The sequence below is a fragment of the Chitinilyticum piscinae genome, assembly GCF_015223195.1.
Classification (GTDB): Bacteria; Pseudomonadota; Gammaproteobacteria; order Burkholderiales; family Chitinibacteraceae; genus Chitinilyticum; species Chitinilyticum piscinae.
Genome location: NZ_JADFUA010000003.1, coordinates 55,519 through 69,241, shown reverse-complemented (window position 1 = coordinate 69,241; position 13,723 = coordinate 55,519). Strand labels below are relative to the sequence as shown.

General features: G+C 53.6%; 25 protein-coding genes. All 25 read left to right on the top strand.

The window, feature by feature from the left end; genetic code table 11:
• Positions 1 to 45 precede the first annotated feature (45 nt).
• Positions 46 to 420, top strand: coding sequence for a 30S ribosomal protein S12 (gene rpsL, locus INR99_RS06320; protein ID WP_028453032.1), 375 nt, complete (start codon positions 46 to 48; stop codon positions 418 to 420).
• A 143-nt stretch (positions 421 to 563) separates the two neighbouring features.
• On the top strand, positions 564 to 1,034 hold the full coding sequence (rpsG, locus tag INR99_RS06315) for a 30S ribosomal protein S7 (RefSeq protein ID WP_028453031.1): 471 nt from the start codon (positions 564 to 566) through the stop codon (positions 1,032 to 1,034).
• Positions 1,035 to 1,061: 27 nt separating this feature from the next.
• Positions 1,062 to 3,158, top strand: a complete 2,097-nt coding sequence (gene fusA, locus INR99_RS06310; protein ID WP_194115484.1) for an elongation factor G — start codon at positions 1,062 to 1,064, stop codon at positions 3,156 to 3,158.
• 65 nt (positions 3,159 to 3,223) lie between these two features.
• Positions 3,224 to 4,414, top strand: coding sequence for an elongation factor Tu (tuf, locus tag INR99_RS06305; protein ID WP_194115483.1), 1,191 nt, complete (start codon positions 3,224 to 3,226; stop codon positions 4,412 to 4,414).
• Positions 4,415 to 4,425: 11 nt separating this feature from the next.
• Positions 4,426 to 4,737 (top strand): 30S ribosomal protein S10, encoded by a 312-nt coding sequence (rpsJ, locus tag INR99_RS06300; protein WP_028452705.1) that lies wholly within the window; start codon positions 4,426 to 4,428, stop codon positions 4,735 to 4,737.
• Positions 4,738 to 4,879: 142 nt separating this feature from the next.
• Positions 4,880 to 5,524: a 50S ribosomal protein L3 gene (gene rplC, locus INR99_RS06295; protein WP_194115482.1), complete on the top strand. Its 645-nt coding sequence runs from the start codon at positions 4,880 to 4,882 to the stop codon at positions 5,522 to 5,524.
• A complete protein-coding gene (gene rplD, locus INR99_RS06290; RefSeq protein ID WP_194115481.1) occupies positions 5,524 to 6,144 on the top strand; it encodes a 50S ribosomal protein L4 in 621 nt (206 codons plus the stop codon). The genes rplC and rplD overlap by 1 nt, the downstream gene beginning before the upstream one ends.
• Positions 6,141 to 6,446, top strand: a complete 306-nt coding sequence (gene rplW, locus INR99_RS06285) for a 50S ribosomal protein L23 (RefSeq protein WP_194115480.1) — start codon at positions 6,141 to 6,143, stop codon at positions 6,444 to 6,446. The genes rplD and rplW overlap by 4 nt, the downstream gene beginning before the upstream one ends.
• A 12-nt stretch (positions 6,447 to 6,458) precedes the next feature.
• Positions 6,459 to 7,292 carry a 50S ribosomal protein L2 gene (gene rplB, locus INR99_RS06280; protein WP_194115479.1) on the top strand — a complete coding sequence of 278 codons (834 nt, stop codon included), beginning with the start codon at positions 6,459 to 6,461 and terminating at the stop codon, positions 7,290 to 7,292.
• A gap of 6 nt (positions 7,293 to 7,298) precedes the next feature.
• On the top strand, positions 7,299 to 7,574 hold the full coding sequence (gene rpsS, locus INR99_RS06275) for a 30S ribosomal protein S19 (protein ID WP_194115478.1): 276 nt from the start codon (positions 7,299 to 7,301) through the stop codon (positions 7,572 to 7,574).
• 9 nt (positions 7,575 to 7,583) lie between these two features.
• A complete protein-coding gene (gene rplV / locus INR99_RS06270; protein ID WP_028454326.1) occupies positions 7,584 to 7,913 on the top strand; it encodes a 50S ribosomal protein L22 in 330 nt (109 codons plus the stop codon).
• A gap of 10 nt (positions 7,914 to 7,923) precedes the next feature.
• Positions 7,924 to 8,628, top strand: a complete 705-nt coding sequence (gene rpsC / locus INR99_RS06265; RefSeq protein ID WP_194115477.1) for a 30S ribosomal protein S3 — start codon at positions 7,924 to 7,926, stop codon at positions 8,626 to 8,628.
• Positions 8,612 to 9,028 (top strand): 50S ribosomal protein L16, encoded by a 417-nt coding sequence (gene rplP, locus INR99_RS06260; protein WP_028454324.1) that lies wholly within the window; start codon positions 8,612 to 8,614, stop codon positions 9,026 to 9,028. The genes rpsC and rplP overlap by 17 nt, the downstream gene beginning before the upstream one ends.
• A complete protein-coding gene (gene rpmC / locus INR99_RS06255; protein ID WP_194115476.1) occupies positions 9,028 to 9,216 on the top strand; it encodes a 50S ribosomal protein L29 in 189 nt (62 codons plus the stop codon). Before rplP ends, rpmC begins: the two co-directional genes overlap by 1 nt.
• A gap of 2 nt (positions 9,217 to 9,218) precedes the next feature.
• Positions 9,219 to 9,482, top strand: a complete 264-nt coding sequence (rpsQ, locus tag INR99_RS06250) for a 30S ribosomal protein S17 (protein WP_194115475.1) — start codon at positions 9,219 to 9,221, stop codon at positions 9,480 to 9,482.
• A gap of 181 nt (positions 9,483 to 9,663) precedes the next feature.
• Positions 9,664 to 10,032, top strand: a complete 369-nt coding sequence (rplN, locus tag INR99_RS06245; protein ID WP_028452716.1) for a 50S ribosomal protein L14 — start codon at positions 9,664 to 9,666, stop codon at positions 10,030 to 10,032.
• Between the two features lie 9 nt (positions 10,033 to 10,041).
• Positions 10,042 to 10,362 (top strand): 50S ribosomal protein L24, encoded by a 321-nt coding sequence (gene rplX / locus INR99_RS06240; RefSeq protein ID WP_194115474.1) that lies wholly within the window; start codon positions 10,042 to 10,044, stop codon positions 10,360 to 10,362.
• A gap of 10 nt (positions 10,363 to 10,372) precedes the next feature.
• A complete protein-coding gene (rplE, locus tag INR99_RS06235) occupies positions 10,373 to 10,912 on the top strand; it encodes a 50S ribosomal protein L5 (RefSeq protein ID WP_194115473.1) in 540 nt (179 codons plus the stop codon).
• A gap of 8 nt (positions 10,913 to 10,920) precedes the next feature.
• Positions 10,921 to 11,226 carry a 30S ribosomal protein S14 gene (gene rpsN, locus INR99_RS06230; protein WP_194115472.1) on the top strand — a complete coding sequence of 102 codons (306 nt, stop codon included), beginning with the start codon at positions 10,921 to 10,923 and terminating at the stop codon, positions 11,224 to 11,226.
• Positions 11,227 to 11,245: 19 nt separating this feature from the next.
• Complete coding sequence (rpsH, locus tag INR99_RS06225) at positions 11,246 to 11,638, top strand: 30S ribosomal protein S8 (protein WP_194115471.1); 393 nt, start codon at positions 11,246 to 11,248, stop codon at positions 11,636 to 11,638.
• A 12-nt stretch (positions 11,639 to 11,650) separates the two neighbouring features.
• Complete coding sequence (gene rplF / locus INR99_RS06220) at positions 11,651 to 12,184, top strand: 50S ribosomal protein L6 (RefSeq protein WP_194115470.1); 534 nt, start codon at positions 11,651 to 11,653, stop codon at positions 12,182 to 12,184.
• A gap of 13 nt (positions 12,185 to 12,197) precedes the next feature.
• Positions 12,198 to 12,551 (top strand): 50S ribosomal protein L18, encoded by a 354-nt coding sequence (gene rplR, locus INR99_RS06215; protein WP_194115469.1) that lies wholly within the window; start codon positions 12,198 to 12,200, stop codon positions 12,549 to 12,551.
• Between the two features lie 18 nt (positions 12,552 to 12,569).
• The gene (rpsE, locus tag INR99_RS06210) at positions 12,570 to 13,088 is read left to right on the top strand and encodes a 30S ribosomal protein S5 (RefSeq protein ID WP_194115468.1); all 519 of its coding nucleotides are present in this window, start codon (positions 12,570 to 12,572) and stop codon (positions 13,086 to 13,088) included.
• Positions 13,081 to 13,266, top strand: coding sequence for a 50S ribosomal protein L30 (gene rpmD, locus INR99_RS06205; protein ID WP_194115467.1), 186 nt, complete (start codon positions 13,081 to 13,083; stop codon positions 13,264 to 13,266). The genes rpsE and rpmD overlap by 8 nt, the downstream gene beginning before the upstream one ends.
• A complete protein-coding gene (gene rplO / locus INR99_RS06200) occupies positions 13,267 to 13,701 on the top strand; it encodes a 50S ribosomal protein L15 (protein ID WP_194115466.1) in 435 nt (144 codons plus the stop codon).
• Positions 13,702 to 13,723 lie beyond the last annotated feature (22 nt).

Here is a 13,723-nt window from a genome sequence, read left to right as displayed (position 1 = left end):
TGGCCTCTATGGGCCACCGTGTTGTTAACCTGGTAGGAAGAAACAATGCCAACTATCAACCAGCTCGTCCGTAAAGGGCGTGTTGCGGAAGTCTCCAAGAGCAAGGTTCCTGCTCTGGCTGCCTGCCCGCAAAAGCGTGGTGTGTGCACCCGTGTGTACACCACAACTCCGAAGAAGCCGAACTCCGCGCTGCGTAAAGTATGTAAGGTTCGTCTGACCAACGGTTTCGAAGTGATTTCGTATATCGGCGGTGAAGGCCACAACCTGCAAGAGCACAGTGTTGTTCTGATTCGCGGTGGTCGTGTTAAGGATTTGCCGGGTGTTCGCTATCACTGCGTGCGCGGTTCCCTTGACCTGGCTGGCGTTAAGGATCGTAAGCAGTCTCGTTCGAAGTACGGTGCGAAGCGTCCGAAGGCTTAAGCCTTTTCCGCAAGGTCGTATCGTGTGGTCGATGGGCACGTCCGTGGCATTGCGATGCACGGTATAGCCATCGAGTAAGTGGCCTGTTTTATGGCGGGCTGTGGGGATGACCCCGACTGAATGTCACATTAAGGAAGTATAAAATGCCAAGACGCAGAGAAGTACCGAAGCGCGAGGTTCTGCCGGATCCGAAATTCGGTTCCACCGAGCTCGCCAAGTTCATGAACGTTGTAATGCTCGACGGCAAGAAGGCTGTTGCTGAGCGTATCGTTTATGGTGCCCTTGCCCAGATCGAAAAGAAGGGTGGCAAGGATGCAATCGAAGTTTTCACTACCGCTATCAATAACGTGAAGCCGATCGTGGAAGTTAAGAGCCGCCGTGTTGGTGGCGCGAACTACCAGGTTCCGGTCGAAGTACGCCCCAGCCGCCGTCTGGCATTGGCGATGCGCTGGGTCCGCGAAGCGGCTCGCAAGCGTGGTGAGAAGTCCATGGATCTGCGTCTGGCTGGTGAGTTGCTTGATGCTGCTGAAGGTCGCGGCGGTGCGATGAAGAAGCGTGACGAAGTGCACCGTATGGCTGAAGCGAACAAGGCGTTTGCTCACTACCGCTTCTAATCGCGATCATTCATTAAGGAATAAGCCGTGGCTCGTAAGACTCCCATTGAGCGTTACCGCAATATTGGTATTTCTGCTCACATTGATGCCGGCAAGACCACAACTACCGAACGTATCCTGTACTACACCGGTGTAAATCACAAGATCGGTGAAGTTCATGATGGCGCAGCCACCATGGACTGGATGGAGCAGGAGCAGGAGCGTGGTATTACCATTACTTCCGCTGCAACCACTACCTTCTGGAAGGGTATGGGCATGCAGTTCCCTGAGCATCGCTTCAATATCATTGACACCCCGGGGCACGTTGACTTCACGATTGAAGTTGAGCGTTCCATGCGTGTTCTTGATGGCGCCTGCATGGTTTACTGTGCAGTCGGTGGTGTTCAGCCGCAGTCCGAGACAGTTTGGCGTCAGGCAAACAAGTACAAGGTTCCGCGTCTGGCCTTCGTGAACAAGATGGACCGTCAGGGCGCCAACTTTTTCCGCGTTGTTGAGCAGATGAAGATCCGCCTGAAGGCGAATCCCGTGCCGGTCGTTGTGCCGATTGGTGCTGAAGACACTTTCGAGGGTGTTGTTGATCTGATCAAGATGAAGGCCATCTACTGGGATGAGGCTTCGCAGGGTATGAAGTTCGAATACCGCGACATCCCGGCCGATCTGGCTGATGTTGCTCAGGAATGGCGCGAAAAGATGGTCGAGACCGCTGCTGAAGCGTCCGAAGACCTGATGAACAAGTATCTGGAAGAGGGTGATCTTTCCGAAGAGGATATCATCACTGCTCTGCGTGCTCGCACCCTGGCGTGCGAAATCCAGCCGATGCTGTGCGGTACTGCGTTCAAGAACAAGGGTGTTCAGCGGATGCTGGATGCAGTGATCGAGTTCCTGCCTTCTCCGATCGATATTCCGCCGGTGAAGGGTACTGATGATCGTGATCAGGATGCAGAGCGTGCAGCTGATGACAATACTCCGTTCTCGGCTCTGGCATTCAAGCTGATGAATGACCCGTATGTTGGTCAGCTGACCTTCTTCCGTGTCTATTCCGGCGTGGTGAAGTCCGGTGATTCGGTGCTGAACTCCGTTAAGGACAAGAAAGAGCGTATCGGACGTATCGTTCAGATGCATGCGAATGATCGTCAGGAAATCGACGAGGTTTGTGCCGGTGATATCGCGGCAGCGATCGGTCTGAAGGATGTCACTACCGGTGAAACCCTGTGTGCCATCGATGCGCCGATTATTCTGGAGCGCATGGAGTTCCCGGATCCGGTAATTCACGTTGCTGTTGAGCCGAAGACCAAGGCCGACCAGGAAAAAATGGGTCTCGCACTGGGTCGTCTGGCCAAGGAAGATCCGTCCTTCCGCGTTCGTACTGACGAAGAGTCCGGTCAAACTATTATTTCCGGTATGGGTGAATTGCACCTGGAAATTATTGTTGACCGTATGAAGCGCGAGTTCGGCGTTGAGGCCAATGTGGGTGCGCCGCAGGTTGCCTATCGTGAAACCATTACTCAGGTTGCGAAGGATGTGCAGGGTAAGCATGCCAAGCAATCCGGTGGTAAGGGTCAGTACGGTGATTGTACGATTACACTCGAGCCGTCCGGTGAGGGTAAGGGTTACATCTTCGTTGACGAAATCAAGGGTGGTGTGATTCCGCGTGAATTCATCCCGTCGGTAGACAAGGGTATTCAGAATACTCTGAAGTCCGGCATTCTGGCTGGCTTCCCGGTGGTTGACGTTACCGTTCGCCTGACGTTCGGTTCGTACCACGATGTGGACTCCTCGCAGATTGCGTTCGAACTGGCTGGTTCGATTGCCTTCAAGGAAGCGATGCGTCGTGCTAATCCGGTGATTCTGGAGCCGATGATGGCTGTGGAAATCGAGACCCCGGAAGAGTACATGGGCGACATCATGGGTGATATCTCTTCCCGTCGCGGTATTCTGCAGGGCATGGATGATAATCCGGCTGGCGGCAAAATGATCAAGGCGGAGGTTCCGCTGTCCGAAATGTTCGGCTATTCGACTACACTGCGTTCGATGTCTCAAGGTCGTGCTACTTACTCCATGGAGTTCAAGCACTACTCCGAGGCTCCGCGCAATGTCGCTGAAGCCATCATGAGCAAGAAGTAATATTGGTTTGCAGGTGGCCGGCAGAAGCTGGCCCAACTGATCACAAAATTTGAAGGAATTTAGCAATGGCTAAGGAAAAGTTCGAACGGACGAAACCGCATGTAAACGTAGGTACTATCGGCCACGTTGACCACGGCAAGACCACTCTGACCGCTGCAATCACCACCATTCTGTCCAAGAAGTTCGGTGGCGAAGCCAAAGGTTACGACCAAATCGATTCCGCTCCGGAAGAAAAGGCTCGCGGTATTACCATTAACACCGCTCACGTTGAGTACGAGACTGAAAACCGTCACTACGCTCACGTTGACTGCCCGGGTCACGCTGACTACGTAAAGAACATGATTACCGGCGCTGCCCAGATGGATGGCGCGATTCTGGTGTGTTCCGCTGCTGATGGTCCGATGCCGCAAACCCGCGAGCACATTCTGCTGTCCCGTCAGGTTGGCGTTCCGTACATCATCGTATTCCTGAACAAGGCTGACCTGGTTGATGATGCTGAGCTGCTCGAACTGGTTGAGATGGAAGTTCGCGAACTGCTGAGCAAGTACGACTTCCCGGGTGATGACTGCCCGATCATCACTGGTTCTGCTCGTCTGGCGCTTGAAGGCGATCAGTCTGAGTATGGCGAGCCGGCGATCTTCCGTCTGGCTGAGGCCCTGGACTCCTACATTCCGACTCCGGAGCGTGCTGTTGACGGCACCTTCCTGATGCCGGTTGAAGATGTATTCTCCATCTCCGGTCGTGGTACCGTTGTTACCGGTCGTGTTGAGCGCGGTATCATCAAGGTTGGTGAGGAAATCGAAATCGTTGGTATCCGTGCTACCACCAAGACTACCTGCACTGGCGTGGAAATGTTCCGCAAGCTGCTGGATCAAGGTCAGGCTGGTGATAACATCGGTGCGCTGCTGCGTGGCACCAAGCGTGAGGACGTAGAGCGTGGTCAGGTTCTGGCCAAGCCGGGTTCGATCACCCCGCACACCAAGTTTGCTGGCTCCGTGTACGTGCTGTCCAAGGAAGAGGGTGGTCGTCATACTCCGTTCTTCAATGGCTATCGTCCGCAATTCTACTTCCGTACCACTGACGTAACTGGTGCTGTTGAGCTGCCGGCTGGTACTGAAATGGTAATGCCGGGTGACAATGTGGAAGTGACTGTTTCCCTGATCGCTCCGATTGCCATGGAGCAAGGTCTGCGTTTCGCGATTCGCGAAGGTGGCCGTACCGTTGGCGCCGGTGTTGTTGCCAAGATCATCGAGTAAGGGGTCTGGACATGCAAAGCCAGAAAATCCGCATCCGCCTGAAGGCGTTTGATTATCAACTGATTGATCGCTCCGCGCAGGAAATCGTTGAAACCGCCAAGCGCACCGGCGCAGTAGTTAAGGGCCCGGTTCCGCTGCCGACCAAGATCGAGCGTTTTGATGTGCTGCGTTCCCCGCACGTTAACAAAACATCCCGTGACCAGTTTGAAATCCGTACTCATCTGCGCCTGATGGATATTGTTGATCCGACGGACAAGACTGTAGATGCGCTGATGAAGCTGGATCTGCCGGCTGGTGTCGACGTAGAGATCAAGCTGCAGTAATTCGCTTTGCTGCAAGATTCTTCTTGCGGTTCAAGTGTTTGCTGTGCTAGTATTGCGGGCTTATCACTTTGGTGGTAAGCCCGTTTATTTTTTATTGATCATAGCCGGTCAATCGTAACCGGCCCTGTTAAAGGGAATAACTATGAGCTTAGGTCTTGTCGGTCGCAAGGTCGGTATGACCCGCATTTTTGCCGAGGATGGTGCATCCATTCCGGTGACTGTGCTGGACATGTCTGCCAATCGCGTCACGCAAATCAAGTCCGATGAAACTGATGGCTATAACGCTGTTCAGTTGTCTTTCGGTGTTAAGAAGGCTGGCCGTGTAAATAAGGCTGAAGCTGGTCACTTCCGTAAGGCTGGTATTGAGGCTGGTCGTGGTCTGGTCGAGTTTCGTCTTGATGCGGCAAAGCTTGCTGAGCTGAAGGCTGGTGATCAACTCTCCGTCGAGATTTTCTCGGTTGGTCAGATGGTTGATGTGACTGGTACTTCGCAGGGTAAGGGTTTTGCTGGTGCGATCAAGCGCCACAATTTCTCCTCGAACCGTGCCTCTCACGGTAACTCGCGTTCGCATAATGTTCCTGGTTCTATCGGTCAGGCGCAGGATCCGGGTCGCGTATTGCCGGGTAAGCGCATGCCAGGTCATCTGGGTAACGCCAAGCGTACCGTTCAGAATCTGGAAGTCGTTCGTGTCGATGCAGAGCGTCAATTGCTGCTGGTAAAGGGTGCTGTTCCCGGCTCCAAGGGCAATGATGTTGTCGTGCGTCCGAGTGTGAAGGCAGGTGCGTGATGGAACTGAAAGTCATTAATGCAAGTGGCGCCGCTCAAGCTGCGGTTGCTGCGTCCGACGCGCTGTTTGGCCGTGAATTCAATGAGGCGCTGGTTCATCAGGTTGTAACTGCCTACTTCGCCAATGCCCGTAGTGGTAATCGTGCGCAGAAGGATCGTGCTGAAGTTAAGCACACCACCAAGAAGCCTTTCCGTCAGAAAGGTACTGGTCGTGCTCGTGCCGGCATGCCGTCTTCGCCGCTTTGGCGTGGTGGTGGTCGCACCTTCCCGAATAGCCCGGACGAAAACTTCAGCCAGAAGGTAAATCGCAAGATGTACCGCGCTGGTATTGCAACTATCCTTTCGCAGCTCGTGCGCGAAGACCGCCTTGTTGTGGTGGATGGTTTTGCTGTGGATACTCCGAAAACCAAGGCTTTTGCTGAGAAGCTGGCTGCTCTGCAGCTGGATAACGTCCTGATCATTACCAAGGAACTCGACGAAAACCTGTATCTGGCGTCGCGCAACCTGCCGCATGTTCTGGTTCTCGAGCCGTCTCAGGCTGACCCGGTAAGTCTGGTTCGCTTCAAAAAGGTACTGCTGACTCGTGAAGCTCTCGCAGCCTTTGAGGAGATGTTCGCATGACACAATTTACTGAAAATCGTCTGCTGCACGTTCTGCTCGCGCCGGTGGTTTCTGAAAAGAGCACCTTCGTTGCGGACAAGAGCGAGCAAGTCGTATTCCGTGTTGCTAAGGACGCAACCAAGGCAGAAATCAAGGCTGCCGTTGAGTTGCTGTTCAAGGTGAAAGTTGAGGATGTAACCGTTCTGAATGTCAAGGGCAAGACTAAGCGCTTTAGCCGCTTCGTTGGTCGCCGCAAGGACTGGAAGAAGGCTTACGTTAGCTTGGCGAAGGGTCAGGAAATTGACCTGGCTGCTGCGCAATAAGGAGACTAAGTAATGGCATTGGTAAAAGTAAAGCCGACGTCGCCTGGTCGCCGCGCGGTTGTCAAGGTTGTCAATCCGGATCTGCACAAGGGTGCTCCGTATGCTCCGTTGCTGGAGTCGCAGAGCAAGACTGCTGGCCGTAACAATAACGGCCACATCACTACCCGTCACAAGGGTGGTGGTCACAAGCAGCATTATCGCGTGATCGACTTCAAGCGCAACAAGGATGGCATCGTCGCCAAGGTTGAGCGTCTGGAGTACGACCCGAATCGTACTGCTAATATTGCCCTGGTCTGTTATGCAGATGGCGAGCGTCGCTACATTATTGCCCCGAAGGGTCTGAAGGCTGGTGCAAGCATTGTTTCCGGTCCGGATGCTCCGATTAAGGCGGGTAACGCGCTGCCGATCCGCAATATCCCGGTGGGTTCTACTATCCACTGCGTGGAATTGCAACCAGGTAAGGGTGCGCAAATTGCGCGTTCGGCTGGTACCTCGGTTCAGTTGCTGGCTCGCGAGGGGGCTTACGCTCAGTTGCGTCTCCGCTCTGGTGAAATCCGCAAGGTGCATATTGATTGTCGCGCCACGCTGGGTGAAGTTGGTAATGAAGAGCATAGCCTGCGTTCGTATGGTAAGGCTGGTGCCAAGCGCTGGTTGGGTATTCGCCCGACCGTACGCGGCACTGCGATGAACCCTGTTGATCACCCGCATGGTGGTGGTGAGGGTCGTACTGGTGAAGGTCGTGTGCCGGTTAGCCCGTGGGGTCAGCCGACTAAGGGCTTCCGTACCCGTAGCAACAAGCGCACGGACAATATGATCGTGCGTCGCCGTCATGCGAACAAGGGGTAATTGAATATGGCACGTTCTGTTAAGAAGGGTCCATACGTTGATCTGCATCTGCTGAAAAAGGTTGATGCGGCCAAAGCGTCGAATGACAAGCGTCCGATCAAGACCTGGTCTCGTCGTTCTACTGTTCTGCCGGATTTCGTGGGTCTCACGATTGCTGTGCACAATGGTCGTCAACATGTACCTGTATATGTTAATGAAAACATGGTTGGTCATAAGTTGGGTGAGTTTGCGCTGACTCGTACTTTCAAAGGCCATGCCGCCGACAAAAAAGCCAAGCGATAAGGTGAAGAAATGCAAGTATCTGCTGTACTGAGCAACGCTCGCCTCTCTGCCCAAAAGGCTCGCCTGGTTGCTGACCTCGTGCGTGGCAAGCCGGTCGATCAGGCGTTGAACATTCTCGCTTTCAGCCCGAAAAAGGGTGCAGTTCTCATCAAAAAAGTGCTTGAGTCCGCAATTGCGAATGCTGAGCACAACGAGGGTGCCGATATTGACGCTCTCAAGGTGACGACTATTTTCGTGGATAAGGGGCCTTCCCTGAAGCGTTTCTCCGCTCGTGCCAAGGGCCGCGGTAATCGCATCGAGAAGCAGACCTGCCACATCACCCTGACTGTTGGTGATTAAGGAGCGAGTAATGGGTCAGAAAATTCATCCGACGGGTTTTCGTCTTGCCGTTACCAAGAACTGGGCTTCTCGCTGGTACGCCAGCAGCCGCAATTTTGCGGGTATGCTCAGCGAAGATCTGCAAGTTCGTGAATTCCTCAAGCAAAAGCTCGCAAATGCGTCTGTGAGCCGTGTGGTAATCGAGCGTCCTGCCAAGAATGCCAAGATCACAATCTTTACTGCTCGTCCGGGCGTGGTGATTGGCAAGAAGGGTGAGGATATCGAGCTGCTGAAGAAAGAGCTTCAGAATATCCTGAAGGTGCCCGTGCATGTGAACATCGAAGAAGTTCGCAAGCCGGAAATCGATGCGCAGATTATCGCTGACAGCATTGCTTCTCAATTGGAGAAGCGTGTGATGTTCCGTCGTGCGATGAAGCGTGCGATGCAGAATGCCATGCGTCTGGGTGCTCAAGGCATCAAGATCATGTCTTCGGGCCGTCTGAATGGCATCGAAATTGCCCGTACCGAATGGTACCGTGAAGGTCGTGTGCCTCTGCATACACTGCGTGCCGATATCGACTACGCTACTTCGGAAGCCAAGACTACCTACGGCATCATTGGTATCAAGGTTTGGGTCTACAAGGGTGATGTGAAGCCGGGCGAAAAAGCGGCTGCTGAGCCTGTAGAAACCCAGAAGAAACCGCGTAAGGGAGGCCGCAATGCTGCAGCCAACTAGACTGAAATATCGCAAGGTACAGAAGGGTCGCAATACCGGCATCGCTACGCGTGGTAATGCTGTTTCCTTTGGTACTTTTGGCCTTAAGGCTGTGGCGCGTGGTCGTCTGACTGCTCGCCAGATTGAGTCCGCTCGCCGTGCCATCACCCGTTACATCAAGCGTGGTGGTCGTGTATGGATCCGTGTATTCCCGGATAAGCCGATCTCCCGTAAGCCCGCAGAAGTTCGTATGGGTGGGGGGAAGGGTAGCCCGGATTATTACGTGGCTGAAATTCAACCTGGTAAGGTTATCTACGAACTGGATGGTGTTGCCGAGCCGATCGCTCGCGAAGCTTTCCGTCTGGCATCTGCCAAGCTGCCGTTCGCTGTGACCTTCGTTTCTCGTCAAGTGGGGCAATAATGAAAGCTAACGAACTGAACCAAAAGTCCGTGGCCGAGCTGAAGTCCGAGCTGACGGAACTGCTAAAGGCCCAGTTCAGCCTGCGCATGCAGCATGCAACTGGCCAGTTGGCTAAGACCAGTGAAATCAAGCGCGTGCGCAAGGATATCGCCCGCGTACGTACCATTCTCGGGCAAAAGGCTGCATAACCATGAGCGAAGCTAAACTGAAGCGTACGCTGACCGGTCGTGTGGTCAGCAACAAGATGGACAAGACTGTCACTGTTCTCGTCGAGCGTCTGGTTCGCCATCCGCTTTACGGCAAGATGGTACGTCAATCCAAGAAGTACCATGCTCACGATGAAGCCAATGCCTTCGAAGAAGGCGATCTGGTCGAGATCGTAGAGACCCGTCCTTACTCTAAGACCAAGAGCTGGGCGGTAAGCAAACTTATCGAGAAGGCTCGCACTGTATAAGTGTGTCAATTCTGGTAGTTGCGCGGGCATTATACCTCGGGTATAATGCCCGTTTTTCATCCTCGCCTTGCGAAATCTGGGCGAGATTTTCCCAACCGGGATCCAAAACTAGCCGCTGTAACCCGGCTTGCCGGGTAGTCCGGAGTCGGATATTGGCGGATAAAGTTGGAGGTTTATTCTCATGATCCAAATGCAATCCAAGCTGGAGGTTGCTGATAACACCGGTGCGCGTTCTGTAATGTGCATCAAGGTGTTGGGTGGCTCCAAGCGTCGCTACGCTTCTGTAGGCGATATCATCAAGGTCAGCATCAAGGATGCTGCCCCGCGTGGTCGTGTTAAGAAGGGTGACGTGTATAACGCGGTTGTTGTTCGTACTGCCAAGGGTGTTCGTCGTGCTGACGGTTCCCTGGTTAAGTTCGATGGCAATGCGGCTGTACTCCTGAACAACAAGCTTGAGCCGATTGGTACCCGTATTTTCGGGCCGGTGACTCGTGAGCTGCGCACCGAACGCTTCATGAAGATCGTTTCGCTTGCGCCTGAAGTTCTGTAAGGAGTGGCAATGAACAAGATTCGTAAAGGCGACGAAGTTATTGTGCTGACTGGCAAGGATGCTGGTAAGCGCGGTACTGTCCTGCGTGTGCTGCCGGTTGACGAGCGTGTGGTGGTTGAAGGTGTAAATGTGCAGAAGAAGCATGTTAAGCCGAACCCGATGCGTGGCGTACAGGGCGGTATCGTTGAAATCACTGCGCCTCTGCACGTGTCCAATGTTGCGATTTTCAATGCGGCAACGGGCAAGGCTGATCGTGTTGGTTTCAAGGTTCTTGAGGATGGCAAGAAGGTACGTGTCTTCAAGTCCTCTGGCGAAGTAATTGGCGCATAAGGGGATCGTGATGGCTCGTTTGCAAGATTTCTATCAAGAAAAGGTTGTTCCTGAGCTCGTTAAGCAGTTCGGTTACAAATCCATCATGGAAGTGCCGCGTATCGAAAAGATCACCATCAACATGGGTGTTGGTGAGGCGGTTGCTGACAAGAAGGTTATGGAATTCGCTGTTGGTGATCTGGAAAAGATTGCTGGTCAGAAGGTTGTTGTTACTAAGGCCAAGAAGTCCATCGCTGGTTTCAAGATTCGTGACGGTTATCCGGTTGGTTGCAAGGTTACGCTGCGTCGCGATCGTATGTTCGAATTCCTGGATCGTCTGGTGACCGTGGCTCTGCCGCGTGTTCGTGACTTCCGTGGCGTTTCTGCCAAGTCCTTTGATGGTCGTGGCAACTACAACATGGGTGTCCGTGAGCAGATCATCTTCCCGGAAATCGAGTACGACAAGATCGACGCGCTGCGTGGTATGAACATCACCATTACCACCACTGCCAAGACTGACGATGAAGCGCGTGCCCTGCTGGCCGCATTCAAATTCCCGTTCAAGAACTGAGGCGAATCATGGCTAAAGTCGCACTAATCCAACGCGAGGAAAAGCGTGCTGCTGTCGTTGCTAAGTTTGCTGCCAAGCGCCAAGCGCTTTTCGCAATCATCAACGACGCCAAAGCTAGCGATGAAGATCGCTTCCAGGCTCGCCTGAAACTGCAACAACTGCCGCGCAATGCTTCACCGGTCCGTCAGCGTAACCGCTGCCAGTTGACTGGTCGTTCGCGTGGTGTATTCCGTAAATTTGGCCTCGGTCGTGGCAAGCTGCGTGATCTCGCTTTCAAGGGCGAGATTCCTGGGCTGGTCAAGGCAAGCTGGTAATCGGGACAGGAGATAGATTATGGCAATGCATGATCCGATCGCCGATATGCTTACCCGCATCCGCAACGCGCAGCGTGCTGAGAAGACTTCCGTTGTTATGCCCTCTTCCAAGCTGAAGGTGGCAATCGCAGAAGTTCTCAAGGATGAAGGTTATATCGAATCTTTCGCAATTTCCGGCGATGTAAAGCCGGAACTGAACATCGAACTCAAGTACTATGCTGGTCGTCCGGTAATCGAACGCATCGAACGCGTTTCCAAGCCGGGTCTGCGCATCTATAAGGGTGTTGGTGAGATTCCGCAAGTAATGAATGGTCTTGGCGTGGCAATCCTGTCCACATCCAAGGGTGTAATGACCGATCGCAAAGCTCGTGCCAACGGTGTTGGTGGCGAACTGCTGTGCATCGTTGCTTAATGAGGTGTTGAAATGTCTCGTGTAGCAAAGAATCCGGTCGTTATCCCGGCAGGTGTGGAAGTCAAGGTTGAAAATGGCGTTCTGGTTGTCAAGGGTGCCAATGGCTCCCTGTCGCAGGCGGTGGGCTCTGACGTGGCTGTTGCAGTTGAAAATGGCCAGGTAACCTTCACTGCGCGCAGTGGCTCCAAACAAGCTCGTTCCATGTCTGGTACGCTGCGTGCTCTCGCAAGCAACATGGTTACAGGCGTTTCCAAGGGTTTCGAGCGCAAGCTCAACCTGGTTGGCGTAGGTTACCGTGCGCAAGCACAGGGTGACGTACTGAACCTTACCCTTGGTTTCTCGCACCCGGTCGCGCACAAGATGCCGGCTGGTGTGAAAGTTGAGACTCCTTCGCAGACTGAGATCATCCTGAAGGGTGCTGACAAGCAGGCTATCGGCCAAGTTGCCGCTGATATTCGCGCTTATCGTGCCCCTGAGCCTTATAAGGGCAAGGGTGTTCGCTATTCTGACGAAGTGGTTGTTCTGAAAGAAACCAAGAAGAAGTAATCGAGGCTGAATCATGGACAAAAATATCACTCGACTCCGCCGTGCACGTAAAACTCGTGCCAAGATTGCGGAGCTCAAGGTTGTGCGCCTGTCGGTGCATCGCACCAACAGCCATATCTATGCACAGGTTTTTGACGAAACCGGCTGCAAGGTTCTGGCTTCTGCCTCGACTCTGGAAGCAGATGTGCGTGGCCAAATCAAGAATGGTGGCAATGTTGAAGCTGCTGTTCTCGTTGGCAAGCGTATCGCTGAGAAGGCCAAGGCTGCTGGTATCTCTGCTGTTGCATTCGATCGTTCCGGGTTCCAGTATCACGGCCGCGTAAAAGCGCTTGCTGATGCTGCTCGTGAAGCCGGTCTGGCCTTCTAATTTGGTTTGGAGTTGAAAATGGCTAAGAACGAAATGGAAGATCGCCAAGACGGCCTGCGGGAGAAAATGGTCAGCGTTAATCGCGTGACCAAGGTTGTCAAGGGTGGTCGTATCCTCGGCTTCGCTGCGCTGACAGTTGTCGGTGATGGCGATGGCGGTATTGGTATGGGCAAGGGCAAGTCGAAGGAAGTTCCGGTTGCTGTGCAAAAGGCAATGGAAGAAGCCCGTCGCAAGCTCTTCAAGGCTCCGTTGAAGAACGGTACCGTTCCGCACACAGTAATCGGCAAGCATGGTGCAACAACTGTATTCATGCAGCCGGCCCCGGAAGGTACTGGTATTATTGCCGGTGGTCCGATGCGCGCTGTGTTTGAAGTGATGGGTGTTCACAACATCACTGCGAAGTGTCACGGTTCTACTAATCCGTACAACATCGTGCGCGCTACTCTGGATGGCCTGTCCAAGCTACATACAGCTGGTGACATCGCTGCCAAACGCGGCAAGACTGTTGCTGAGATTCTGGGGGTCGCAAATGACTAATGCCAAGACATTCAAGGTTACCCTGGTTAAGAGCCTGATCGGTCGCCTCGAAAGCCACAAGGCTTGTGCACGCGGTCTGGGTCTGAAGAGGCTGAATTCTTCGGCTGATGTTCTTGATACCCCGGCAAACCGCGGTATGGCAAACAAGATCAGCTATCTGCTGAAAGTAGAGGGCTAAATGGAACTCAATAACCTCAAGCCTGGTGTTGGCTCCAAGCACGCCAAGCGTCGTGTTGGTCGCGGTATCGGTTCGGGTCTGGGCAAGACTTGTGGCCGTGGTCACAAGGGGCAGAAGTCCCGTGCTGGTGGCTTCCACAAGGTTGGCTTCGAAGGCGGTCAAATGCCGCTGCAGCGTCGCTTGCCGAAGCGTGGCTTTGTCTCGCTGACCAAAGCTCGCAATGCTGAAGTTACTCTGTCCGAACTGAACAAGCTGCCGATTTCTGAAATCGACGTACTGGCGCTGGTTCAGGCTGGCATCGTTTCTCAGCGTGCGCTAGTTGTTAAGGTGGTTCAGTCTGGCAAGATTGAGCGTGCAGTTACCCTGACTGGCATTCTTGCCACCAAGGGTGCTCGTGCTGCAATTGAAGCTGCCGGCGGCAAGATTGCCGAGTAAGTACTGTTAAGGATAGGGCAGC